Origin of the sequence: Micromonospora sp. NPDC047134, from assembly GCF_040643455.1 — a bacterium.
Lineage (GTDB): Bacteria > Actinomycetota > Actinomycetes > Mycobacteriales > Micromonosporaceae > Micromonospora.
In genome coordinates, this window is sequence record NZ_JBEYUI010000001.1 from 443,143 (window position 1) to 466,749 (window position 23,607).

At 71.6% G+C, this 23,607-nt stretch carries 20 protein-coding genes; 13 read left to right on the forward strand and 7 right to left on the reverse strand.

Features of this window, described 5'->3' with window-relative positions:
* Window positions 1-46: 46 nt before the first annotated feature.
* Window positions 47-1,501, forward strand: coding sequence for a polysaccharide pyruvyl transferase family protein (locus tag ABZ795_RS01880; RefSeq protein ID WP_327025997.1), 1,455 nt, complete (start codon window positions 47-49; stop codon window positions 1,499-1,501).
* Window positions 1,498-3,183: a CDP-glycerol glycerophosphotransferase family protein gene (locus ABZ795_RS01885; RefSeq protein ID WP_357528038.1), complete on the forward strand. Its 1,686-nt coding sequence runs from the start codon at window positions 1,498-1,500 to the stop codon at window positions 3,181-3,183. The genes ABZ795_RS01880 and ABZ795_RS01885 overlap by 4 nt, the downstream gene beginning before the upstream one ends.
* Window positions 3,184-3,253: 70 nt before the next feature.
* Here ABZ795_RS01885 and ABZ795_RS01890 read toward each other — a convergent pair whose 3' ends face one another.
* Window positions 3,254-3,862 (reverse strand): histidine phosphatase family protein, encoded by a 609-nt coding sequence (locus tag ABZ795_RS01890; RefSeq protein WP_357528040.1) that lies wholly within the window; start codon window positions 3,860-3,862, stop codon window positions 3,254-3,256.
* Window positions 3,863-4,016: 154 nt separating this feature from the next.
* Between ABZ795_RS01890 and ABZ795_RS01895 the strand changes: the two genes are divergently transcribed.
* Window positions 4,017-4,202, forward strand: coding sequence for a CsbD family protein (locus ABZ795_RS01895; RefSeq protein ID WP_327025994.1), 186 nt, complete (start codon window positions 4,017-4,019; stop codon window positions 4,200-4,202).
* A 63-nt stretch (window positions 4,203-4,265) separates the two neighbouring features.
* On the opposite strand, the gene ABZ795_RS01900 is transcribed toward ABZ795_RS01895, so the two are convergent.
* Window positions 4,266-5,669: a lysine 2,3-aminomutase gene (locus ABZ795_RS01900; RefSeq protein ID WP_357528042.1), complete on the reverse strand. Its 1,404-nt coding sequence runs from the start codon at window positions 5,667-5,669 to the stop codon at window positions 4,266-4,268.
* 146 nt (window positions 5,670-5,815) lie between these two features.
* Between ABZ795_RS01900 and ABZ795_RS01905 the strand changes: the two genes are divergently transcribed.
* The 6 genes from ABZ795_RS01905 to ABZ795_RS01930 are packed head-to-tail and all read left to right on the forward strand — an operon-like array spanning window position 5,816 to window position 12,535.
* Window positions 5,816-6,856 (forward strand): zinc-binding alcohol dehydrogenase, encoded by a 1,041-nt coding sequence (locus ABZ795_RS01905; protein ID WP_357528318.1) that lies wholly within the window; start codon window positions 5,816-5,818, stop codon window positions 6,854-6,856.
* 4 nt (window positions 6,857-6,860) lie between these two features.
* On the forward strand, window positions 6,861-8,432 hold the full coding sequence (locus tag ABZ795_RS01910; protein ID WP_357528044.1) for an amidohydrolase family protein: 1,572 nt from the start codon (window positions 6,861-6,863) through the stop codon (window positions 8,430-8,432).
* Window positions 8,429-9,988: a lysine 5,6-aminomutase subunit alpha gene (locus ABZ795_RS01915; RefSeq protein ID WP_357528046.1), complete on the forward strand. Its 1,560-nt coding sequence runs from the start codon at window positions 8,429-8,431 to the stop codon at window positions 9,986-9,988. Before ABZ795_RS01910 ends, ABZ795_RS01915 begins: the two co-directional genes overlap by 4 nt.
* Window positions 9,985-10,761 carry an OAM dimerization domain-containing protein gene (locus ABZ795_RS01920; RefSeq protein ID WP_327025989.1) on the forward strand — a complete coding sequence of 259 codons (777 nt, stop codon included), beginning with the start codon at window positions 9,985-9,987 and terminating at the stop codon, window positions 10,759-10,761. The genes ABZ795_RS01915 and ABZ795_RS01920 overlap by 4 nt, the downstream gene beginning before the upstream one ends.
* Window positions 10,761-11,153, forward strand: a complete 393-nt coding sequence (locus tag ABZ795_RS01925) for a hotdog domain-containing protein (protein ID WP_327025988.1) — start codon at window positions 10,761-10,763, stop codon at window positions 11,151-11,153. The genes ABZ795_RS01920 and ABZ795_RS01925 overlap by 1 nt, the downstream gene beginning before the upstream one ends.
* On the forward strand, window positions 11,150-12,535 hold the full coding sequence (locus ABZ795_RS01930; RefSeq protein ID WP_357528049.1) for a glutamate mutase L: 1,386 nt from the start codon (window positions 11,150-11,152) through the stop codon (window positions 12,533-12,535). The genes ABZ795_RS01925 and ABZ795_RS01930 overlap by 4 nt, the downstream gene beginning before the upstream one ends.
* A gap of 334 nt (window positions 12,536-12,869) precedes the next feature.
* Here the strand turns inward: ABZ795_RS01930 and ABZ795_RS01935 are convergent, their stop codons facing one another.
* Window positions 12,870-13,451, reverse strand: a complete 582-nt coding sequence (locus ABZ795_RS01935; RefSeq protein ID WP_327025986.1) for an XRE family transcriptional regulator — start codon at window positions 13,449-13,451, stop codon at window positions 12,870-12,872.
* Window positions 13,452-13,525: 74 nt separating this feature from the next.
* Here ABZ795_RS01935 and ABZ795_RS01940 point away from each other — a divergent pair, with 74 nt between their 5' ends.
* The 4 genes from ABZ795_RS01940 (at window position 13,526) to ABZ795_RS01955 (ending at window position 18,273) form a co-directional block, all read left to right on the forward strand.
* A complete protein-coding gene (locus ABZ795_RS01940) occupies window positions 13,526-15,106 on the forward strand; it encodes a bifunctional NAD(P)/FAD-dependent oxidoreductase/class I SAM-dependent methyltransferase (protein ID WP_357528051.1) in 1,581 nt (526 codons plus the stop codon).
* A 105-nt stretch (window positions 15,107-15,211) separates the two neighbouring features.
* A complete protein-coding gene (gene lnt, locus ABZ795_RS01945; protein WP_357528320.1) occupies window positions 15,212-16,804 on the forward strand; it encodes an apolipoprotein N-acyltransferase in 1,593 nt (530 codons plus the stop codon).
* 32 nt (window positions 16,805-16,836) lie between these two features.
* A complete protein-coding gene (locus tag ABZ795_RS01950) occupies window positions 16,837-17,643 on the forward strand; it encodes a polyprenol monophosphomannose synthase (RefSeq protein ID WP_357528322.1) in 807 nt (268 codons plus the stop codon).
* 90 nt (window positions 17,644-17,733) lie between these two features.
* Window positions 17,734-18,273 (forward strand): FxsA family protein, encoded by a 540-nt coding sequence (locus ABZ795_RS01955; RefSeq protein WP_357528053.1) that lies wholly within the window; start codon window positions 17,734-17,736, stop codon window positions 18,271-18,273.
* 50 nt (window positions 18,274-18,323) lie between these two features.
* Here the strand turns inward: ABZ795_RS01955 and ABZ795_RS01960 are convergent, their stop codons facing one another.
* The 4 genes from ABZ795_RS01960 to ABZ795_RS01975 all read right to left on the reverse strand — a co-directional run bounded on the left by ABZ795_RS01960 (window position 18,324) and on the right by ABZ795_RS01975 (window position 23,587).
* Window positions 18,324-18,665 (reverse strand): RNA polymerase-binding protein RbpA, encoded by a 342-nt coding sequence (locus tag ABZ795_RS01960; RefSeq protein ID WP_327025983.1) that lies wholly within the window; start codon window positions 18,663-18,665, stop codon window positions 18,324-18,326.
* A gap of 246 nt (window positions 18,666-18,911) precedes the next feature.
* Window positions 18,912-20,090 (reverse strand): hypothetical protein, encoded by a 1,179-nt coding sequence (locus ABZ795_RS01965; protein ID WP_357528055.1) that lies wholly within the window; start codon window positions 20,088-20,090, stop codon window positions 18,912-18,914.
* 12 nt (window positions 20,091-20,102) lie between these two features.
* Window positions 20,103-21,140: a LacI family DNA-binding transcriptional regulator gene (locus tag ABZ795_RS01970; RefSeq protein WP_357528057.1), complete on the reverse strand. Its 1,038-nt coding sequence runs from the start codon at window positions 21,138-21,140 to the stop codon at window positions 20,103-20,105.
* A complete protein-coding gene (locus ABZ795_RS01975) occupies window positions 21,137-23,587 on the reverse strand; it encodes a glycoside hydrolase family 3 C-terminal domain-containing protein (RefSeq protein WP_357528058.1) in 2,451 nt (816 codons plus the stop codon). The genes ABZ795_RS01970 and ABZ795_RS01975 overlap by 4 nt, the downstream gene beginning before the upstream one ends.
* Between the last annotated feature and the right edge of the window lie 20 nt (window positions 23,588-23,607).

The window sequence follows — 23,607 nt, forward strand, 5'->3', positions numbered from 1 at the left end:
GACCGCTATGGTCGAGGTTCAGCCAGTCGGATTCCGAGGTCCGGTCATGACGCGTATCCTCGTCCGCGCCGGCAAACATCCGGCCACGGTGCTGTCCCACGAGCAGAGCCTGGCCACCTCCCGGCTCGGGGTCTTCGGCTCCAACTCCGGCAACATGCTCTTCTACAGCGCGGTCTTCCGGGCCCTCAGCGTGCCCGGCGCCGAACTGGTCGCCAACTCGTACGTGCACGAGCGTCCGGTGCATCTGGGCCGGTACATCGAGCGGACGAACGAGGAGTTCGACCGGTTCGTGCTGCCGATGGCCAACTCCTACCGGGACACCTTCCTGCCGCACCTGGAACGGCTGGCCAAGGTCATCGAGAAGCTCACCATTCCGGTCACGGTGGTCGGCATCGGCGCCCAGCTGCCGTACGGCACCGAGTTCGACTCCCTGCCCGACGAGTACAAGCGGATCGTCACCCGCTTCACCCGGGCCGTGCTGGACCGCTCCGCCTCGATCGGGGTACGCGGCGAGTACACCGCCCGGATGCTGAAGTACCTGGGCTTCGGGGACGAGCACGTGCGGGTGATCGGCTGCCCGTCGATGTTCGGCAACGGCCCGCTGGGGCCCCTGGTGCGCAAGGTCGGACACCTGCGCTACGACAGTCCGCTGGCCATCTCGTACACCCCCAAGGTCAAGGGGGTGGACCGGCTGGTCGAGGCGAACACCAACCGCTACCCGAACAGCGTCATCGTGCCGCAGCAGCATCACCGGCTGGCCCTCATGCTCTGGGGCGAGAACCCGGCCAAGGTCGGCAACAAGCGGATGCCGATCCACACCGAGCACCCGCTGTACGTCAACGACCGGATGCGGTTCTTCGTGGACGCCTCGACCTGGGTCGAGTTCATGGCCGAGCAGCACTTCGCCTTCGGTACCCGCATCCACGGCAATGTCGCCGCCGTACTGGCCGGCACGCCGGCGGTGGTGCTGGCCCACGACTCCCGTACGGTCGAACTGGCCGAGTACCACGGCATCCCGTACCGCCTCTACGCTGACCTGCCGCCGGACGTCGACGCCCAGCGGCTGTACGAGGAAGCCGACTTCGACGCCTTCCTGCCCCGCCAGGTGCCGACCTTCGAGACCTACCTGCGGTTCCTGGAGCACAACGACCTGGAGCACGTGTTCGCGCCGGGCAAGGAGAACCCCGACTACGACAAGGCCCTGGCCGCCGCCAAGTTCCCCGGCCCGGTGCACACCCTGATGGCCTCGGACGAGGTCGGACGCCGTCAGATCATGTCGCGCCTGCGGTGGCTGCGGCAGGGCCACGAGGGTGACCTGGCCCGGCCTGCCTATGACTTCGAACCCCCCTTCCGCGAGCCCCGCGGATACAAGTCACTCGAGGAGCGGGTAACCCAGTTGGAGAAGGAACTCAAGGTTCAGCAGAACTTCCTGGCGTCCTGGCGTGGCCGGGTCAGCCGGGTGCTGCGGATGAACGGCACGTCGACGGGCGCCCGGCGGTGAGCGCCAAGTCCGGCTTGCGGGGGTGGTTGGCGGGTCGACTGCCCACCCTGGCCGCCGAGGTGGCGGCGGTGGTCGCGCTGTTGTCGGCGGCGGTGGCGGACTCGCCGTTGTGGGCCCTGCCCCCGGCCCTGATCGCGGTCGGTCTGCTCGGCTACACCTGGCGCAACGCCGTCAGGGGCGGCTCGGCGGCCTCCGGTTCGACCATGGTGATCCGGCTGCTCCTGCTGGCCTGCGCCTACCTGCTCGGGGTGGTGCACTCCGGGGCCGGCATCGTCCTGGCCCTGGGGGTCGGCGGGGCCGCTCTGGCTGTGCTGGCCGAGTCCGCGGTGACGGCAACCTCCCGCTCGGTCTATCCGGTGTCGGCGAACCTGCGCGGCAGTGGCCTGCGGCCCAATCTGCGCCCGAACACCAGCCGGGCGGTGCTGGTCAACGGCTTCGCGGTGGTGGTGGCCCTGGGCTGCGGGTTCCTCGGCACCCTGGAGGTGGTCTCCCTGGTGGTGTCGGCTGCCGCGCTGGCCCTGATCGGGTTCACCGGCTGGCAGGCGGTGACCCGGGTACGGGCCCGGCACGCCAGTGAGACGAGGCTGAACGCTGCGCTGGCCGCCTACGAGCCGGCCTTCCTGCTGCACTGGGAGGCACCGGCCGGCACCGCGTACCAGGTCGGCATGTGGCTGCCGTACCTGGAGCGCCTGGGCAAGAAGTTCTTCGTGCTGGTGCGGTCCGAGGCGAACTTCAACGAGGTGCTGCGGCTGACCACGGCGCCGGTGGTGCTGCGGGCCGGGTTGACCCAGATCGACGACGTGATCGTGCCGTCGCTGCGGGCGGCCTTCTACGTCAACACCGCGACGAAGAACAATCACCTCGTGCGGTACACCAACCTGACGCACATCCAGCTCAACCACGGTGACAGCGACAAGGTGCCGAGTCACAACCCGGTCTTCCGGATGTATGACCGGAACTTCGTCGCCGGTCAGGCCGCCATCGACCGGTTCGCGGCCAACGGGGTGAGCATGCCGGCGGAGATGTTCCGCATCGTCGGGCGTCCGCAGGTGGAGAATGTCGCCATCGCCGCGGCCCCGATCGCCTCGCTGACCGCGCCTCGGGTGCTGTACGCCCCCACCTGGGCCGGCTTCTACGCCGACTCGAACTACTCGTCCCTGCTGGTGGGCTACGACATCGTCAAGGCCCTGATCGCTCGGGGATGCAGCATCGTGTTCCGGCCGCACCCGTACACCATTCGCTCGGCGGCCCTGACCCAGGAGTCGGAGCGGATCAAGACGCTGCTGGCCGAGGACGCTCGCACGAGTGGGCGCAAGCATCTGTTCGGCGCCCAGGCCGAGTCGAAGATGTCCGTGGTGGACTGTTTCAACGCCTCGGACGCGATGGTGTCGGACGTGTCCAGTGTGGTGGCCGACTACCTGTACTCGGAGAAGCCGTTCGCCATGGTCGCGGTGTCGACGCCGGCCGACCGGTTCACCGACGCCTTCCCGCTGGCCCGGGCGGCGTACGTGATCGACGCCCACACCGGCCGGCTGTCCGGTCTGGACCTGGTGCTCGACGACCTGCTCGGCAGTGACCCCCTGGCGGCCACCCGCCACGACCTGAAGAAGTACTACCTGGGGGACATCCCCGCCGAGGGGTACGCCCAGCACTTCCTCGACGAGGCCAACAGTTACCTCTGATCGGCGCCAGGAACTGGCTCCGGCATTCGGCGTGGCAGCGCCGGGGCCGGAGCCGGTTCTCGTTGGTGGGTCAGTGCCGGGCCGTGGTGGGGGACAACCTGGCCGGTGGGGTGGGCGGGTGGTTCCAGCGCAGGACGACCCGGCGGGCGTGTTCGTGGCCGAGCAGGCTGAGGGTGCCGGTGTCCAACCGCAGCAGTCCGCCGGCCGAGGGGGGTAGCCCGATCCACCTGGCGGCCAGCACCCGCAGCGAGTGGGCGTGTCCGATCAGGGCCACCCTGCCCTGATCGAGGAGGGGGTGCACCCGGGCTAGCAGTCGGTCGATGCGTTCGCCTACCTCGTTGGGGGACTCGCCGCCCGGGCATCCGTCGGTCCACACGCTCCATCCGGGTTGTTCCTGGTGGATGTCGGCGGTGGTCCGTCCCTCGTGATCGCCGTAGTTCCACTCCGCCAGGTCCTCGTCGGTGTCGGTGATGCCCAGGCCGGCCAGTCGGGCGGTGTGCACCGCCCGGAGCCGGGGACTGGCCAGCACGGCGACGAACCCCTCCTCGACCAGGGCGGGGCCCAGGGAGCGGGCCTGTCGCTCACCGTCCGGAGTCAGCTCCAGATCGGTGTACGAGGTATGCCGGCCGGCGGTGCTCCAGGCGGTGGCGCCGTGCCGGATGAGCGTGATCTGTCCCATTGGCCCAGTCAACCAGCCGCCGCCTTCACCCGACTACCTAGCGTCCTAGGATGCCCTACGCGATGTACGCCCCACCACCGGGTTTTCACCGACGGTGCCCGGGGACACCGACAAGAACGGGGTTCACCCGTCCCGGCCGAGCAGAGGAGGCGAGATGAGCTTCATCGACAAGGCGAAGAGCAAGGTCGAGGAGATGAGCGGCACCGCCAAGGAGCGCATCGGCGACATGGCCGACAACGAGCGGATGCGGGCCGAGGGGGCCGGTAAGCAGGCTGAGGCCCGGGCCCGGCAGGCCGGCGAGGACGCCAAGAGCAAGGCGAAGAACGCCTTCAACAGGTGAGACGCCGACGCCAGGGGCCCCCGGATCAATCCGGGGGCCCCTGGCGGTACGTGTGGTCGGTTGCTACTCGTCGCGGTGGGTCAGCCACCACTGCTGGCCGGCCTCGGGCAGGGTGTCGATCGGGTCGTAGTAGGCGTACCGCTTGTTCAGGGCCGCCAGGTCGGCGGACTCGATCGAGGTGCGGTAGTTCTTGGTCCAGTAGGAGATGCCGCGCTCGCGGTCGTACTCGGTGATCATGTGCACCCAGCGCTTGCCGACGAAGGGCACGTCGCAGACGATCCGGGGGGTGGCGTACCCGGGCAGGTAGCCCATGATGTCGTGCTGGAGCTGCTGGGCGTGCCAGACCGGGACCCGCCAGTGTTCGGCGTTGGGGATCATGTCGCACATATAGAAGTAGTACGGCAGGATGCCGGCTTCCCCCTGCAGGGCGAAGCACAGGTCGAGCAGGTCCTTGCTGGTGGCGTTGACGCCACGCATCAGCACACCCTGGTTGCGGACGTCGCGTACCCCGACGTCCAGGGCGGTCTGGGCGGCCTTGGCGACCAGGGGGGTCAGCGACTGGGCATGGTTGACGTGGGTGTGGATGGCCAGGTTGACGCCGCGGCGGGCGGCGGTGCGGGCGACCCGTTCCAGGCCCTCGACGACGTCGGGCTGGAGCCAGTGCTGAGGCAGGCCCATGAGGGCCTTGGTGGCGAGTCGGATGTCCCGGATGGTTTCGATCTCCAGCAGGCGCATCAGGTAGGACTCGAGATTGCGCCAGGGGACGTTTGCCACGTCGCCGCCGGAGACGACCACGTCGCGTACGCCGGGGTGGGTTTTCAGGTAGTTGATGTGGGCGTCGTACCGGTCGACGGGTTTGAGGCTGAGTTTGAGCTTGTCGACCGCGGGGGTGGAGTTGCCGACCAGGTCCATGCGGGTGCAGTGGCCGCAGTACTGGGGGCAGGTGGCGAGGAGTTCGGCGAGGACCTTGGTGGGGTAGCGGTGGGTCAGGCCCTCGGCTACCCACATGTCGTGTTCGTGCAGGGAGTCACGGCTGGCGTAGGGGTGGGAGGGCCAGTCGGTGCGTCGGTCGGAGGCCACCGGGATCATGTAGCGCCGGATGGGGTCGGCTAGCAGGGCTTCGGTGGTCGGTGGCGCGAAGGGCACCATGGTGTTGATCATCTGCGGTGGCACCAGCATGGACATGGTGGCCAGGGCGCGTTGGTCGGCTTCCAGGTCGGCGTAGAAGCTCTCGTCGACGGTGTCGCCGAGCACGGTGCGCAGTTGTTTGACGTTCTTGACGCAGTTGACCCGCTGCCATTGGGCGTTCTCCCACTGGTCGCGGGTGACGTGGCGCCAGCCGGGGAAGCGGGTCCAGTCGGGTTCGACCAGGGGGGTGCGGCGGTATTCGTAGGGCTGGCCGGGGGTGTCGACGGGGGCCGGCTGGGGTGGCGCGGTGCGCTGCACCGGCGGGTGGGTCTGGGTCACGGCCCCTCCTGGTGGTTGATCGATGACCCCGAAGGGTACTGGAAAATATCCGGTCAAGAAATTAGTCTGCCGTAAGTTTTCCCGCCACGCGACTCCCAGCCGGGGGTTCAGGCGGCCATGCAGGGGAGGTCGGGGTGACGTCACCGGTGGGTCTGCACCGCGTCGTGGAGCCGGCGGGGGTGCTGCCGCAGGCGGCCTGGCGGCTGGATGCGGGTCCGGAGATCGCGGCGAACGAGGTGCGGATCCGGGTGGAGCGGCTGAACCTGGACGCGGCGAGTTTCCGTCAGCTGTTCGACAAGCACGGCGGTGACGGTGCTGCGGTGCGCGCCGAGGTGCTGGAGATCATCTCCACCCGGGGCAAGATGCAGAACCCGGTGACCGGGTCGGGTGGCATGTTGATCGGCACGGTCGAGGAGGCCGGGCGGCGTTCGCCGTTGGGTCTGAAGCCGGGGGAGCGGGTCGCCACCCTGGTGTCGTTGACCTTGACGCCGCTGGTGGTCACGGACGGTCTGGCCCGGTGGGACGGGCTCAGCGAGCAGGTGCCGTGTGAGGGGTGGGCGATTCTGTTCGCCCGGTCGATCGCGGCGGTGTTGCCGGAGGATCTGGATCCGCAGTTGTCGCTGGCGGTGCTGGATGTGTGTGGGGCGCCGGCGTTGACGGCGCGGGTGGTGTCGCGGTGTGTGGCCGAGGGGTCGGGGGATCGGCCGGTGTCGGTGGCGGTGATCGGTGGTGCGGGCAAGAGTGGCTCGTTGTCGCTGGCGGCGGCGCGGCAGGCGGGGGCGGGTCGTACGGTCGGGGTGGTGCCGGTGGCGGCGGAGCGGGACGCCCTGGTGGCGGCCGGGTTGTGTGATGCGGTGGTGTTGGCCGACGCGCGGGATCCGGTGGGGTTGTCCACGGCGGTGACGACCGCGCTGGGGGTGCCGGCTGATGTGACCGTGGTGTGTGTGGATGTGCCGGGGTGTGAGCACGGGGCGGTGTTGGCCACGGCGGACGGCGGCACAGTGATCTTTTTCTCGATGGCGACGAGTTTCGCGGCGGCGGCGTTGGGGGCCGAGGGGCTGGCGGCGGACGTGACGATGCTGGTCGGCAACGGGTACGTGCCGGGGCACGCGGAGTTGGCGTTGGGGTTGTTGCGCAGTGATCCGGGGGTGCGTGGCCTGTTCGAGGCGCGGCTGGCGGCAGACTGAGGCCATGAACGAGAACCTCTCGACGTTGTTCCGCGGTGGCGTGTTGCATTGTCCGGCGGATCCTTCCGCTACGGCGTTGTTGGTGCGGGATGGGCGGATTGCCTGGTTGGGGGCGGACGCGGATGCGCCGCCGGCGGACCGGGTGGTGGAGCTGGGTGGGGCGTTGGTGACCCCGGCTTTCGTGGACGCGCATGTGCATGTCAGTGACACCGGGCTGGCGTTGTCGGGGCTGGATCTGTCCGGGGTGCGGTCGGCCGGGGAGTTGCTGGACGCGGTGTCGGTGTTCGCGGCGGGTTTGCCGGCGGATGCGGTGGTGTTGGGGCACGGCTGGGACGAGTCGACCTGGGCGGTGCCGCAGCCGCCGTCGGCGGCGGAGTTGGGGCGGGCGGCCGGTGGGCGGCGGGTGTACCTGTCCCAGGCGTCGATTCATTCGGCGGTGGTGTCCTCGGCGTTGTTGGCGGCGTGTCCGCAGGCGGCGGAGGCGGTCGGGTACGACGGGTCGGGTTGGCTGCGGCTGGACGCGCACCATGTGGTGCGGGCGGCGGCGCGGGGGTCGGTGACGCGGGCGCAGCGGGTGGCGGCGCAGCGGGTGGCGTTGGCGCATGCGGCGTCGTTGGGGATCGCGGCGGTGCACGAGTGTGGTGGGCCGGAGATCTCCGACGAGGAGGATTTCACCGGGTTGTTGGCGATCTCGGGTGCCGGGGTGCCGGAGGTGTACGGGTACTGGGGTGAGTTGGGTGGTGCGGCGCGGGCGCGGGAGTTGGGTGCGGTGGGTGCCGGTGGTGATCTGTTCGCCGACGGTGCCCTGGGGTCGCGTACGGCGTTTCTGTCGGATGCGTATGTCGACGGTGCGGGCTGTGGGCACGGGTATCTGAGCGCGGAGCAGGTGCGTGATCATCTGTTGGACTGTGCGGCGCATGGGATGCAGGGCGGGTTCCATGCGATCGGGGATGCGGCGATCTCGACGGTGTTGGAGGGGTTCGCGGGGGCGGCGCGGCGGTTGGGTACGGATCGGGTGCGGGCGGCTCGGCATCGGGTGGAGCATGCGGAGGTGATGGATCGGCGGTTGATCGCCGGTTTCGTGGAGTACGGGGTGGTGGCGTCGATGCAGCCGGCGTTCGACCGGTTGTGGGGTGGTGCGGGGCGGATGTATGAGGCGCGGTTGGGGTTGGAGCGGTCGTTGGCGTCGAATCCGATGGGGGCGATGCACGGGGTGGGGGTGGCGTTGGCGTTCGGTTCGGATTCGCCGGTGACGCCGTTGGATCCGTGGGGTTCGGTGCGGGCGGCGGTGGCGCATCACAGTCCGGTGCAGCGGATGACGGTGCGGGCGGCGTTCGCGGCGCACACCCGGGGTGGGTGGCGGGCGGTGCATCTGGACAGTGAGGGGGTGTTGGCGTTGGGGGCGCCGGCGACCTTCGCGGTGTGGTCGACGCCGGCGGGGCTTCAGGGGGGTCTGCCGGTGTTGCAGGCGGAGGATCCGGAGTTGCGGGGGGCGCAGGATCCGACGCCGTTGCCGGTGTGTCAGGCGACGGTGTTGCGCGGTGATGTGATCTTTCAGCGGGAAGGGCTGTCGTGACGGGCAAGCTTGATCTGGATCCGGTGTTGGTGGCGCGGGCGCGGGAGTTGGCGCGTCGGGCGGGGCAGCCGGTGGTGGAGTTGGCGCGTAGCCACACGACGGTGTCGGTGGAGCGGGCGGTGTTGCGGTTGGCGGGGGTGGCCGGGGCGGATCCGGATGGGATTCCGTGGGTTAACCGGCTGGTGGATGCGGTGGTGGCGGATGTGGGGTTGGGGCATGGGGTGGCGGTGCCGGTGTTCGATGCCCTGGCGCGTGAGCAGATCACCGATGTGACGTTGTTGGCGCAGAAGGCGGCGGCGGGGTCGGTGCGGTTCGAGGTGCCGTCTCAGAAGGCGGCGACGGCGGCTCGGCGGGCGGCGCGTAGGGCGGTGGGTGCGGGGATTCGGTTGATCGATCGGCGGCGGGCGGAGCGGGAGCGTCTGGTGCGGCGGTTCGGTGATCCGGTGCGGCGGCCGTGGATTTATCTGATCGTGGCGACGGGGGACATCTACGAGGACATTCCGCAGGCGCAGGCGGCGGCGCGGGCCGGGGCGGATGTGATCGCGGTGATCCGGTCGACGGGGCAGTCGTTGTTGGATTATGTGCCGGAGGGGGCGACCCGGGAGGGGTTCGCTGGCACGTACGCCACTCAGGAGAATTTCCGGCTGATGCGGGCGGCTCTGGATGTGTCCTCGAAGGAGTTGGGTCGGTATGTGCGGCTGACGAATTACGCGTCGGGGTTGTGTATGCCGGAGATGGCGACCCTGGCGGGTCTTGAGCGGTTGGACATGATGCTCAACGACTCGATGTACGGGATTCTGTTCCGGGACATCAATCCGATTCGTACGTTCGTGGATCAGCGTTTCTCGCGGCAGGTGCATGCCCGGGCGGGGATCATCATCAACACCGGTGAGGACAACTATCTGACCACCGCTGATGCAGTGGATGAGGCGCACACGGTGACGGTGTCGCAGTTGCTGAACGAGTACTTCGCGCATGAGGCGGGGTTGGCGGACTGGCAGCTGGGGTTGGGGCACGCGTTCGAGATCAATCCGGATGTGCCGGAGTCGTTGCGGTTGGAGTTGGCGCACGCGTTGTTGGCGCGGGAGTTGTTTCCGGATGCGCCGTTGAAGTGGATGCCGCCGACGAAGCACATGACCGGTGACGTGTTCCGGGGGAATCTGCTCGACGGGTTCTTCAATCTGGTGGGCACGCTGACGGGGCAGGGCATTCTGCTGGTGGGGATGATGACCGAGGCGGTGGTGACGCCGTGGTTGTCGGATCGGGACATCGCGTTGCAGAACGTGCGGTATGTGCTGGGGGCGGCCGGGGGGTTGCGTGAGGATTTCGTGCCGGCGGCGGGTGGGTTCATTCAGCAGCGTGCGCACCGGGTGTTGGGTGAGGCGGTGGAGCTGTTGGAGCGCATCGGGGAGCAGTCGTTGTTGACGGCGATCGCGGAGGGCACTTTCGGGATCATGAAGCGGCCGGCGGACCGGGGTAAGGGCCTGGCCGGGGTGGCGCGGCATGAGGCGGATTACTACAACCCGGCCACGGAGATCCTGGAGCAGCCGGCATGAGCGAGGGTCGTGAGGGCGTGCCCAGCCGGGAGAAGACCGTCGTGCGGCCGTACGGGGACACCACGGGGGACGGCATGGTGCAGGTGTCGTTCACGTTGCCGGTGCCGCATGACAAGCGGGCCGAGGGTGCGGCGGTGCAGTTGGCCAACAAGATGGGGTTGGACCCGGCGATGTTGGTGCACGCCAAGCCGATCGGTGAGGGGTTCACCTTCTTCGTGGTGTACGGGCGGGTGAATCATCTGGTGGACCTGGCGAAGGTGCAGGTGGTGGAGCGGGATTTTCCGCTGCTGAGCGCCAAGGAGGTCAATGCGGTGGTGAAGCGGCGGCTGCGGCGGAAGTTGTCCGTGGTGGGGGCGTGTATCGGCACGGATGCGCACACGGTGGGCATCGACGCGATTCTGAATGTGAAGGGGATCGCCGGTGAGAAGGGGTTGGAGTATTACCGGGAGTTGAAGGTGACGAATCTGGGTGCGCAGGTGAGTGTGCCGGAGTTGGTGGAGGCGGCGCGGGCGGAGCGGGCTGATGCGGTGTTGGTGTCGCAGGTGGTGACGCAGCGGGATGCGCATCTGCACAACACCCGGGAGATGTCGGCGGCGTTCCGGGAGGCGTTGCCGGTTGACCGGCGGCCGTTGCTGATCGTGGGTGGGCCGCGGTTCGACGAGTCGATGGCGGCCGAGTTGGGGGTGGATCGGATTTTTGGTCGGGGGACGACTCCGGGTGAGGTGGCCAGTTACCTGGTCCACGCGTTGATCACGAGCAAGAGGGTGAAGTGATGACTGATTCGCGGGTCGGGTTGACGGTGACCCATCGGCGGTATGTGCCGTATTCGCATGCCCATTACGCCGGGAATCTGGTCGACGGGGCGTACGCGTTGGGGTTGTTCGGTGATGTGGCCACGGAGGTGTGTATCCGTACCGATGGGGATGAGGGTTTGTTCGCCTCCTATTCGGAGGTGCAGTTCCGGGCCCCGATCCGGGCGGGGGATGTGGTGGAGGTGGTGGCGGAGGTGACCCGGGTGGGTACCCGCAGCCGCACCATCGATTTTCAGGCGCGGGTGGTGTGTCGGGGGCGTCCGGATCGGGGTGGGTCGGCGGCGGAGGTGCTGGCGGAGCCGGTGGTGGCGGTGACGGCGACCGGCACGGTGGTCGTGCCGCCGGTGGCGTGAGGGTAGCGGTCTGCGCCGACGTGGGGTCGACGTTCACCAAGGTGTCGGTGGTGGACCTCGACGGGGGTGGTCTGGTGGCGTCGGCGGCGGCGCGTACGTCGGTGGACACGGATGTGTGGCACGGCCTGGAGGTGGCGGTCGGGGCGGCGTTGGCGGGCCGCTGGTCGCCGCAGGTGCCGTGGTTGGTGTGTTCCTCGGCCGGTGGTGGGCTGCGGCTGGCGGTGGTGGGCTATGAGCCGCTGGTGACGGCGCAGGCGGGTCGGCGGGTCGGGTTGTCGGCCGGCGCGGATGTGGTGCATGTGGCGGCCGGTCGGCTGGGTCGGGCCGAGTTGACGGCGTTGCGGGCGGCCCGCCCGGATGTGGTGTTGCTGGTCGGTGGCACCGACGGTGGGGACGCCGAGACCCTTACCCACAATGCGACCCGGTTGGCGCGGGCCCGGTTCCGGGTGCCGGTGGTGTTGGCCGGCAATGTGGCGGTCCGCGACGGGTTGCAGGAGGTGTTGGCGCAGGCGGGGGTGCCGGTGACGGTGGCCGACAACGTGTTGCCGCGGATCGGGGTGTTGGCGCCGGCGTCGGCGCGGGAGGCGATCCGTCAGGTGTTCCTGCGGCATGTCATCGGGGGTAAGCGGCTGTCGCGTGGGCGCCGGTTCGCCCGGTTGGTGCGGGCGGCCACCCCGGATGCGGTGTTGACCGGGGTGGAGGCGTTGGCGGAGCTGGCCGGGGGTGATCTGGTGGTGGTGGATGTGGGTGGGGCCACCACGGACGTGTATTCGGTGTTGACGCCGGACGAGCGGGCCAGTGGGCCGGGTCGGGAGGTGGCGGGGTCGTTGTGGCGGGCCCGCACGGTCGAGGGTGACCTGGGGATGCGGTGGAGCGCCCCGCAGGTGGTGCGGGCCGCGGTCGAGGAGCGGCTGCTGGGGGAGCCGGAGGGGGCCGAGTTGGTGGGGGAGGCGGCGCGGCGGGCCGCCGATCCGGGGTTCCTGCCTGCGGATGCGTCCGGGCGGGCGGTGGATGCGCGGATCGCGGCGTTGGCGGCGACGGTGGCGTTGCGGCGGCATGCCCGTGGGGTGGGCACGGGGGAGCGGTCGGGGCGGGATCTGCGGGATGTGCGGTTGGTGGTGGGTTCGGGTGGGGTGTTGCGGCACGCCCCGCGGGAGGTGGCCGAAGGGGTGTTGGGGGCGGTGTTGACCGATCATGCCGGTGGGTGGGCGTTGCCGCGGGCGGCGCGGCCGGTGGTGGATGTGGACTACGTGTTGGCGGCGGCGGGGCTGCTGGCCGGGGAGTATCCGGTGGCGGCCCGGGGCCTGCTGCGGCCGCTGCTCGGCCCTTCCGCCGGCGGCGACACGCCGGGGTGTGGGGGCGACTCGGCGGTGGCGGGTTGACAAGGGCGGGGGTGGGCCACGTACCGTCTTTGAGTCCTACCACGGGAAGTGGCTGTTGTTCGCTTCGTCCCTTCGTCCGCTGGCCGAGCGAGATGGTGTCGCGGCGGCCAGGTCCAGCGGGCGGGGGTCGGCGGGGCGGCGCGAACCGGCCGCGTTTACCGGTGTACGGGCAGGGTGAGATACACGGCCAGTAGACAACGGCCTGACGGGGGCAGCCAGTCGCCGTCCGGTCGGTCCGAAGGTCGAGGTGTCTCGTTCTCGCCCCACCGGCCGTGGAAGGGGCCTGGGAGCATCGGGGCGCGGCGTACGCCGCGCCCCGACTTGGTTGCCGGGGTCAGTCGGTGGCGGGTCGGGCCCGTACGTGCAGGCGTTCGCCCTGTGGGCCGAACAGGTTGAGCACCTCGACGGGTTCGGGGCCGGGGTTGCTGACGCGGTGCGGGGTGCGGGTGTCGAATTCGGCGACCTCGCCGGCTTCCAGCATCAGGTCGTGTTCGCCGAGTTGCAGGCGCAGCCGCCCGGAGAGCACGTAGAGCCATTCGTAGCCCTCGTGGGACTGAAGTCGCGTCTCGGCGGGGCTGTGTGGGGGCAGGATCTGTTTGAAGGCCTGCAGGCCACCGGGGCGGCGGGTCAGGGGCAGGAAGGTCATGCCGTGGCGGACGATCGGGCGGGGCCGGATCCGGGGGTCGCCGACGGCGGGGGCGCCGACCAGTTCGTCCAGGGGCACCTGGTGGGCGCGGGCCAGGGGCAGCAGCAGTTCCAGGGTGGGGCGGCGGTGTCCCGATTCGAGGCGGGACAGGGTGCTCACCGAGATGCCGGTGGTGTCGGCGAGTTCGCTCAGGGTGGTGCCCCGGTTCTTGCGTAGGGCCCGCAGGCGGGGACCCACCGCGGCCAGCACCACCGCCTCATCGTTTGCCATGTTGGCAACAATACTTGTCGAAGTTGGGGGTGCGGGTGGATGGTGACGCACGAAACCGACAAGGGGAGCACAAGATGGACGACAGGTACGACGTGGTGGTGGTCGGTGGTGGGGCCGCGGGCCTGGCCGGGGCGTTGACCCTGGCCCGGGCGCGCCGTTCGGTGCTGGTGGTGGACGCCGGTGAGCCGCGTAACTCCCCGGCGGCCGGGGTGCACACCTATCCGGGGTTGGAGGGGATCCCGCCGGCCCGGTTGGCGGCGATCAGCCGGGAGGAGGTGACCGGCTACGGCGGGCAGTTGATGACCGGTCAGGTCACCGGCGTCGACCGGGTCGGTGAGGAGTTCACCGTAACCGTCGACGGCGGGCGGCAGGTGCGGGCCCGGCGGCTGCTGGTCACCACCGGGCTGGTCGACGAACTGCCCCCGCTGCCCGGCCTGGCGCAGCGGTGGGGCCGGGACGTGCTGCACTGCCCGTACTGCCACGGGTGGGAGGTGGCCGACAAACGGATCGCCGTGTTGGCCACCGGCCCGCTGTCGGCCCACCAGGTGCGGCTGTGGCGGCAGTGGAGTGACCAGGTGCTGTTCCTGCTGCACGGCCAGCCGGCCCCGCAGGCCGAGGAGGCCGAATGGATGGCCGCCCTGGAGGTGGCGGTGGTGCCGGGCCCGGTGGCCGGGCTGAGGGTGCAGGACGACCGGCTGACCGGGGTGCGGCTGGCCTCCGGGGAGCAGGTCGACTGTGAGGTGCTGGTGGTGGCCTCCCGGCTGACCGCCCGGGCGCAGGTGCTGTCGTCGTTGGGGTTGACGGCCGAGCCGGTGGAGAGGCACGGGCAGGTGATCGGTGAGCAGGTGCCGTCCGGGCCCGCGGGTGCCACCTCCGTGCCGGGGGTGTGGGTGGCCGGCAACGTCGCCGACCTGACCGCGAAGGTGATCCCGTCCGCCGCCGCCGGGATCACGGCCGCGGCGGCCATCAACGCCGACCTGGTCGAGGCCGACACCCGGGAGGCGGTGGCGCGGCACCGGCGGCAGCGGGAGGAGGCCTTCACCGAGGCCGGGTGGGAGCAGCGGTATCAGCAGCGGCCGGCGGTGTGGAGCGGCCGACCCAATCCGCAGCTGGTGGCCGAGGTGTCCGAGGTCACCCCCGGCCGGGCCCTGGACGTGGGCTGTGGTGAGGGCGCCGACGCGGTGTGGCTGGCCGAGCGGGGTTGGCGGGTCACCGGGGTGGACATCTCCACCACCGCCCTGGAGCGGGCCGCCCGGCACGCCCGTGCGGCCGGTGAGCTCCTCGCGCAGCGCATCGAGTGGGTGCACACCGACCTGCTGCACGGCGAGGTGAAGGAAGGCGCCTACGACCTGGTGTCGGCGCAGTTCATGCACCTGCCTCCGCAGGACCGGCGGGAGTTGTACGCGCGGCTGGCTGCGGCGGTCGCCCCGGGTGGGCTGCTGCTGATCGTCGGGCATCACCCGCAGGACCTGTGGTCCCGCGCGCATCGGATGCACTACCCGGAGATGATGTTCACCGCCGAGCAGGTGGCCGCCGACCTGGACCCGCAGCGGTTCGAGGTGCTGGTGGCGCAGGCCCGGCCACGGACGGCCGTGGACCCGCAGGGTCACGAGATCTCGGTGCACGACGCCGTCCTGCTGGCCCGCCGCCGGTGAGGTCCCGCCCCGACCCTGCGGCGGCGTCACCGGCGGTCCGGCCGGTGGTACGGGCCGGGGGTCGGGGCGGGTAGCCTTCGGCGCGTGAGCGCGCCCGATTCGCCCGTGACGACCGTGGACCCTGCCGTCGCGGCCACCCCACCGTCTCGCCTGCCGGCGGTGCCGCTGCCGGTGGCGCTGGCCATGGCGGTGGCCGCCGGGTTGGCGTTGCTGCTGGCCTTCCCGCCGTACGGGTGGTGGCCGTTGGCGCCGGTGGGGGTGGCCCTGCTGGCCGCGGCCACCCACCGGCGGCGGCTGCGGGCCGGCGCCGGACTGGGGTTCGTGACCGGTGTGGCCCTGTTCGCGCCGCTGCTGTCCTGGACGAACCTGCACACCGGCTACCTGCCGTGGGTGTTGTTGTCGCTGTTGCAGGCCGCCTACCTGGCGTTGCTGGGTGTGGCCACGGCGTGGGTGTCGCCGCTGGTCGACCGGTTCCCGCGGGTGTGGCCGGTGGTGACCGGGGTGCTGTGGGTGGGTCAGGAGGCGCTGCGGGACCGCACCCCGTTCGGCGGGTTCCCGTGGGGGCGGCTCGCGTTCGGGCAGGACGGTTCGCCGTTGCTGCGTCTGGCCGCCCTGGGTGGCGCGCCCCTGGTGACCTTCGCGGTGGCGTTGGCCGGTGGGCTGCTCCTCGCCGCCGCCTGGTGGCTGGTCCAGGCCCGCCGGCAGCCCACCACGGCACGCTGGTGGGTTCCGGCCGCCGGGGCCGGGGCCGCGGTGGTGGTGCTGCTCACCACCGCGCTGCTGGTGCCGGTGGGCGGGTCCGCGAGCGGGGGGAGTGTCACGGTAGCCATCGTGCAGGGCAACGTGCCGCGCCTGGGGTTGGACTTCAACGCCCAACGGCAGGCCGTGCTCGACAACCATGTCGACGCGACGATCGAGCTGGCCGCCCAGGTCGGCGCCGGTCAGCGGGAACAGCCCGACCTGGTGGTGTGGCCGGAGAACTCCTCCGACATCGACCCGTTGCGTAACCCGGCCGCCGGGGCTCGGATCTCGGCCGCCGCGGACGCCATCGGGGTACCGATCCTGGTGGGGGCGGTGTTGTCCGGTCCGGAGCCGGGGCAGGTGCGCAACGCGGGGCTGCTGTGGCGTCCCGGGGTGGGCCCGGATTCCGACCAGCTGTACATCAAGCGGCATCCGGTGCCGTTCGCCGAGTACGTGCCGATGCGGGATCTGGCCCGCATGGTGAGCAAGCAGGTCGACCGGGTACGCGCCGACTTCGTCGCCGGCACCGAGGCGGGGGTGGTGCGTACCCCGGCGGTGGTGCTCGGTGACGTGATCTGCTTCGAGGTCGCCTACGACGGGCTGGTCCGGGACACCGTGACCGGTGGGGCCCAGCTGCTGGTGGTGCAGACCAACAACGCCACCTTCGACGAGGCCGAGGCCCGTCAGCAGTTGGCCATGGTGCGGTTGCGGGCCGTGGAACACGGCCGACCCGCCCTGATGGCCTCCACGGTCGGGGTGTCCGGGTTCGTCACCCCCGACGGGCGGGTAAGCGATGCGACCGGGTTCAACACCCGCGCGGTCGTGGTACGGCAGCTGACCCTGAGCGAGGGGCGCACCCTGGCCACCCGGATCGGGGTGCTGCCGGAGGTGCTGCTGGCCGGGCTGGCCGTGGTGGCGCTGGCCGGCACGGTGGTGCTGCGGCGGCGCCCCGTTTAGATCCGCACGCCGGCACGAGGGAGGCAGCGGTGATGCAGAAGACCGACATCCGTCCGGCGACGAACGAGGTACCCGGGGTGGGCCGGGTCCTGGTGGTGATCCCCACCTACAACGAGGCCGACAACCTGTCCACCATCGTGGGTCGGGTCCGGCGGGCCGCCCCGCAGGTGGAGGTGCTCGTCGCCGACGACAACAGTCCCGACGGCACCGGCGACATCGCCGAGGACCTGGCCCGTGGCGACCGGCAGGTGCATGTGCTGCACCGGGAAGGCAAGCAGGGCCTCGGCGCGGCCTACCTGGCCGGGTTCGGGTGGGCGCGGCGGCGGGGGTTCGACGCCGTGGTGGAGATGGACGCCGACGGCTCCCACGACCCGCAGGACCTGCCGGCGCTGCTGGCCGCCGCCGCGGACGCCGACCTGGTGATCGGGTCCCGGTGGACCCGGGGGGCCCGGGTGCTGAACTGGCCGCTGCGGCGGCTGCTGCTGTCGCGGGGCGGCAACCTGTACGCGCGGCTGGCGTTGGGGATGCCGGTGGCCGACGCCACCGGCGGCTACCGGGTCTACCGGTCGAGTCTGCTGGACCTGCTGGACCTGGAGTCGGTGTGCTCGCAGGGCTACTCCTTCCAGGTGGAGTTGTGCCGGTTGGCGCATCGGGCCGGGGCCCGGATCACGGAGGTGCCGATCACCTTCGCGGAGCGGGAACGGGGCGCCAGCAAGATGAGTCCGCTGATCGTGGTCGAGGCGTTGTGGCGGATCACCGGGTGGGCGTTCGACGACCGGCGGGCGGCCGTGCGGCACGGGTGGCGGGCGGTCACGGCGGGGCAGGCCCGGTGGCCCTGAGTCGGATCGTGTCATGCTGGAGGTATGCGGACGGCTGCGCCGCCCCGGCCAGCCGCCGACGATGACACGCCATACGGCGGATGGGGTGATATGCGCCGGACACTACGGTTCGTACCGTTGGCCCTGCTGGTTTCCGTGCTCGTGGAGCTGGCCGTGTTCGTGCTGGTGGGCCGGGCGGTCGGCTTCGGCGCGGCGACCCTGATGGTGTTCGCGGCGTCGCTGCTCGGCATGGTGTTGCTGCGGCGGGAGGGCATCCGCGCCTGGCGGGGGTTCCGGGAGGCCGCGCAGTCCGGTCGGCCGCCGGGTCGGCAGGTGACCGACGGGCTGGTGGGTCTGCTCGGTGCCCTGCTGTTGGCGACCCCCGGTCTGGTCAGCGGCCTGGTCGGGCTGGTGTTGCTGGTGCCGCCGGTGCGGCGGCTGGCCCGCGGCGGCGTGCAGCGGACCGCGGAGCGTCGGGTGTCCTCGATGACCGCCGGTGACCTGTTCGGGCCCCGCCGGGTGCGGGTGTACCGGGGTGCCCCCCAGCCGGGGCAGACCACCCCGGCCGAACCGGCCGCACCGCCACCATCGGCTCCGCCGGTGGCCGACGCGGGTCGGGCCATCGAGGGTGAGATCGTGGAACCACGCTGACGAAAACGCCCCCGGGAGATCAACTCCCGGGGGCGTTTTCGTCGGATCGGTCAGGCGCGACCGCGGCGGGTGCGGACCTCCTGCAGCCGCTCTTCGAGGATGTCCTCCAGCTCGGCGATCGAACGCCGCTCCAGCAGCATGTCCCAGTGGGTACGCGGCGGCTTGGCCTTCTTCTGCTCCGGCTCGGTGCCGTCGACCAGCCGGGCCACGCTGCCGTCGAACTTGCACTCCCAGGTGGTGGGCACCTCGGCGTCGACGGCGAACGGAACCTCGAACTGGTGACCCTTGGCGCACAGGTACTCGCGGGTCTGCCGCGGCGCGAGCTCCGTGTTGCGGTCGGATTCGTAGCTGACCGCGCCCAGTCGGCTACCGCGGAGCATACGCTCGCCCATGATCGACTTCCCCTCTTCGGTGGTGCTGGTCCTGTCGGTGTAACGGTCCGCCGTCGCCGGGCCATTCCCGCAGCCACGTCTGGACGGCCCGCTACCCGCGGGTGCGCAGTCAAGGGTAACCGGCCACAGCAGCCGCCCGGCGGGGTCCGCCCCGGCCGGGTCGTGGCGGCGGACGCCGCCGTCAGCGCAAATGGTAGCCCGACCCGCCACCGAGGCGACGGCACGCCTCGCCACCGGAAGAACCGGTCAGCCTGCGGAGACGTTGCGGGTCAGGGCGGTGGCCAACTCGGCTACCTGACCGGCCAGTTGGGCGACCCGCTGGCGGGCCTCGTCCCGGTCCGCCTCGACCGTCCGCAACAACTGCGCCTGCCGCACCGCCCGACCGTCGGCCTCCGCCGCCGCCTGCTGCCCGGCGGCCACCTCGGCGCGCAGGGCCTCCACCCGGGCCACCGCGGCGGCCAGGTCGGAGCGCAACGAATTCGTGTCGGCCAGGGCGGCCGCCAGATCCAGACCGACCTGCCGGGCGGTGGCCTGCGCCCGCTGCCGGTCCGCCTCGGCCTGGGCCCGGGCCTGCTGCGCCTGATCGAGGTCGGCGCGAACCGCGGTCAACCGCGCGGCCAGATCCTCGGCCTCGGTACGCAACTGGGCCAGGTCGGCCTGGGCCTGCTGCGCCTTCGCCCGGGACTGTTCCACCTCGGCGCGCAGCGCCTCGACCCGGGCGGTGGCCTCGGCGGCGGAGGTCTCCGCCCGGTGGGCCTCGGCCCGGGCGCTGTCCCGTTCGGCGACCAGGGCGGCGCTGCGAGCCCGCTCGGCGTCCAACTCCGCCCGCAGAGCCGCCACCTGGGTGCGGGCGGAGTCCCGGTCGGTCTCGGCCTGAGTCCGCAGGGCCTCGGCGGCGACCGCAGCCCGGCGGGCGGTGTCCCGGTCGGCCTGCGCCTGCGCGGCCCGCGCGTCGGCGTCCTCCGCCCGCTGCACGGCCTGGTCGGCCTCGGCGCGGGCGGTGTTTCGGTCGGCGGTGGCGGCCTGGGCCTGCCGCCGGTCCCGCTCGGCCCGGGCGGCGGCGTCCTCGGCCGCCCGGATCGCCTCGTCCCGTTCGGTCTGCGCGGCCGCGACCGCGGCGGCGGCATCCGCCCGGACCTGGGCCAGTTGCCGTTCCACCCCGGCGGGGGACAACTCGGCGTGCAGGGCCTCGGTCAGGGTCTGCACGATCTGGTCGAGGCGGTCCACCGCCTCCCAGGTGCGGGCCACCTGACCGGGCAGACCGGGGGCGTTGCGGTGGCGCATCCGGCTGTTGCGGGAGGCCCGCTGGCAGGCGCCGTCGTTGTCCCGGCAGTAGCGGAAGGGCCGTCCGGCGCCGGCCCGCTGCGGCACGTCGGCACCGCAGTGGGCGCAGGGGCGGGTGTCGGTGGCGGGCTCGGCGTCCATCGAACGGGCAGTCTAGTGGCCCGCCCGGGCGGTGCTGTCGCGTACGGTCAGCCGGGGCGGCAGCAGGGTGACCTCCGGTACGGGCTCGTCGCGCAGTTTGCCCATCACCAGGGACACCGCCTGCCGGCCGATCTCCTCCGCGGGCACCGGCACACAGGTCAGCCGGGGGCTGGCGTGTTCGGCGAACTGCTCCGGGCAGACCGCCACCACGGACACCTCCTCGGGCACCCGGCGTCCCAGGGCGGCCAGGGCCGCCTGCATCGGCCCGACCGCGGCCTCGTTCTGCACGATCAACGCGGAGATGTCCGGGTGGCGGGCGAACAACCCGACCACCCGGTGGTGGACGTCGGCGGCGTTCTCCTCGCAGGGCAGGGTCACCGCCTCCACCCCGTGGCGGGCCGCCGCCTCGATCACCCCGGCCCGGGTGCGGTGGGCGAACCCGGTGCCCCGGTCGTAGACGGCGGCCGGGGCACCGAGCAGGGCGATCCGCCGGTGACCGAGCCCCGCCAGGTGCTCCACGCACAGCTGCCCCGCCCGGTGGAAGTCCAGGTCCACACAGGTCAACTCGCAGGTGTCGGCGGGCAGGCCGATCAGGACGCTGGGGCGCCCCAACTGCCGCAGCAGCGGCACCCGCACGTCGTGCAGCTCCACATCCATCACCAGCACCCCGTCGACCAGGGCGCCGGCGGCGATGCGGCGCAGCCCCTCCGGGCCCTCGTCGGAGGTGAGCAGCAGCACGTCGTGGTCGTGGCGGCGGGCCGAGGTCACCACCGCGGTGGCGAACTGCATCACCACCGGCACCTGGATGCCGGAGCGCAGCGGCAGCACCAGCGCGATCACGTTGGCCCGGCGGCTGGCCAGGGCCCGGGCCCCGGCGTTGGGGTGGTAGCCGAGCACCCGGATGCTGGCCAGCACCCGGCTGCGGGTCACCTCGGAGATGGCCCGTTTGCCGCTGAGCACGTACGACACCGTGCTGACCGCCACCCCGGCGTGCCGGGCCACGTCGGCGATGGTCGGCTGCCCGGAGGCGATCCGTCCGCGCCCGCTCACCGGGCCCCGCTCGTGCTGGGCAGCCGCGAGGACGACGACAGGGCCTCACCGCGTACGGCCACGATTCCGGTGAGCCGCACATCGGTGGCGGAGCGTCCGACCAGGACGGTGTGGGTGGCGTCCTCCACCACCTGGCGGCCCTGTTCGGCGTCCCACCAGCCCAGCTCGGCGCTGCGCAGCCGCAGGGTGACCGTCGCGCACTCCCCGGGGGCCAGGGTGACCCGGGTGAAGTCCCGTAGCTGCCGCAGCGGCTGCTTGACCCGGGAGCGGCGCTGCCGGGTGTAGAGCTGCACCACCTCCTCCCCGGCCCGCTCGCCGCTGTTGGTGATGTCCACCCGCACCTCGATGTCCGTGCCGACCGGCACGGTCGTGGCGTTCAGCCGCAGGTTGGTGTAGTCGAAGCGGGTGTAGGACAGGCCGTGTCCGAAGGGGTACAGCGGCTCACCCCGGTAGTACAGGTAGGTGAAGTCGGCGCCGATCACGTCGTAGTCGAGCAGGTCGGGAAGCTCGGCGGTGTCGGCGTACCAGGTCTGGGTCAGCCGGCCTCCCGGGTCGGCGTCGCCGAGCAGCACCTCGGCCAGGGCGTTGCCGTGTTCCTGCCCGCCGTGCGCCGACCAGATCACCGCCGGCAGGTGCTGTTGGGCCCAGCCGATCGCGTACGGGTAGCTGCTGGTCAGTACCAGCACGGTACGCGGGTTGGCGGCGTACACGGCGCGCAGCATCGCCTCCTGCCGGGCCGGCAGGGCCAGGTCCACCCGGTCCTCGGTCTCCCGCCCGTTGACCATCGGGTGGTTGCCCAGCGCCACCACGGCCACGTCGGCGGCGGCGGCCAGGGCGGCGGCCTCGGCCGCCCCGTCGACGCCGAGTTCGATGCCGAAGGCGGTGCCGGCCTGCGGGCCGTGACCGTCGACCCGTAGCCGTCCCTCGGTGTCGAGGGTGACGTACCGGTCGGTGGCCAGGTGCCGCAGCAGCACCGTGCCGTCGGGCAGCGGGTCGAACTGGAAGGTCTCCCGCACCACCCAGCCACCGGGCCCGGGGCGGTCGTTGACCAGCACCCCTTCGTCGTCGGCGCCGACATGGCGGCCGTTGCCGACGGCCCGCAGGGCCACCGTGTCCCGGCCCCAGTCGAACACGTCGAACCAGGTGGGTTCGGTCCCGAGGGTCAGCGGGCCACCGGCGGGGTCCTCCGGGCAGCCCACGTAGCCCTGGGCGGCCACCCGCAGGGCGATCCGGTCGGTGCCCGGATGGGTGGTGACCTGCGGCGTGCGGGCGGCCAGGGCCTCGCGCAGGGTCACCCCGTACGGCAGGGTGCCGCTGTACCAGTCGGCGTGGACGGTGTCGGCCAGGGGGCCGAGCACGGCGATGCGTGGTGGTGCGGCCAGGGGCAGCAGCCCTTCGTTGCGCAGCAGCACCACGCCCTGGCGGGCGGTCTCCCGGGCCAGTCGGCGGTGCGCCGGGCAGTCGATCACCTCGGTGGTGGTCGTGGCGTACGGGTCGTGCTGCGGGGGGTCCAGGTCACCCAGCCGCCAGCGCAGGGTGAGGATGCGTCGTACCGCCCGGTCCACCTCCGCCGCACTGATCAGTCCCTGCCGCAGGGCCTCGGTCAGGCGGGCCTGGGTGGGTTCGCTGTCGGTGTCGTCCTCGGTGAAGCTGTCGATGCCGGCGCGCAGGGCGGCGGCGAAGCCGTTGACGTGGTCGGGCAGGTGGCCCTGCACCCCGGCCAGGTTGCTGACCGCTCCCGCGTCGCCGACGACCAGCACCTCCCCGGGCGCCCACCGGCGCAGCTCGGTCTCGATCAGGGGGCTCAGGTGTGCCGGCACCCCGTCGACCAGGTTGTAGGAGGCCATCGCGGCGACCGCGGCCCCGGCGGCGATGGGGGCGCGGAAGGCCGGTAGTTCGTACTCGTGCAGCACCCGGGGCGGCAGGTCGCTGGAGGTGGTGGCCCGGTCGGTCTCGTTGTTGTAGGCCAGGAAGTGTTTGACCGTGGGGGCGGTGCGTAGCCGCTGCGGGTGGTCACCGCGCAGCCCCTGGGCGTATGCGGTGGCCAGGGTGCCGGTCAGCCACGGATCCTCCGACCAGCCCTCCTCGTTGCGTCCCCAGCGGGGGTCCCGCAGCGGATTGACCACCGGCGCCCACACGTTGAGGCCGACCCGGTGCGGGTCGGCGTGGTGTTTGGCGCGTACCTCCTCGCCGATGGCGACCCCGACGGCCCGCATCAGCTCGGGGTTCCAGGTGCTGGCCAGGCCGATCACCTGGGGGAAGACGGTGGCCGTTCCCAGCCAGGCGACACCGTGCAGCGCCTCGGTGCCGGTACGGAAGCCGGGCAGGCCGAGCCGGGGCACCGGCGCCTGCCACTGGTGCAGCAGACCGATCTTCTCCGGCAGGGTCAGCTGGGCGACCAGGTCGTCGACGCGTGTCTGGGGGGAGGGCGTGCTGCGGTCGGTCATGGTGGTTCGCCTTCCAGTGC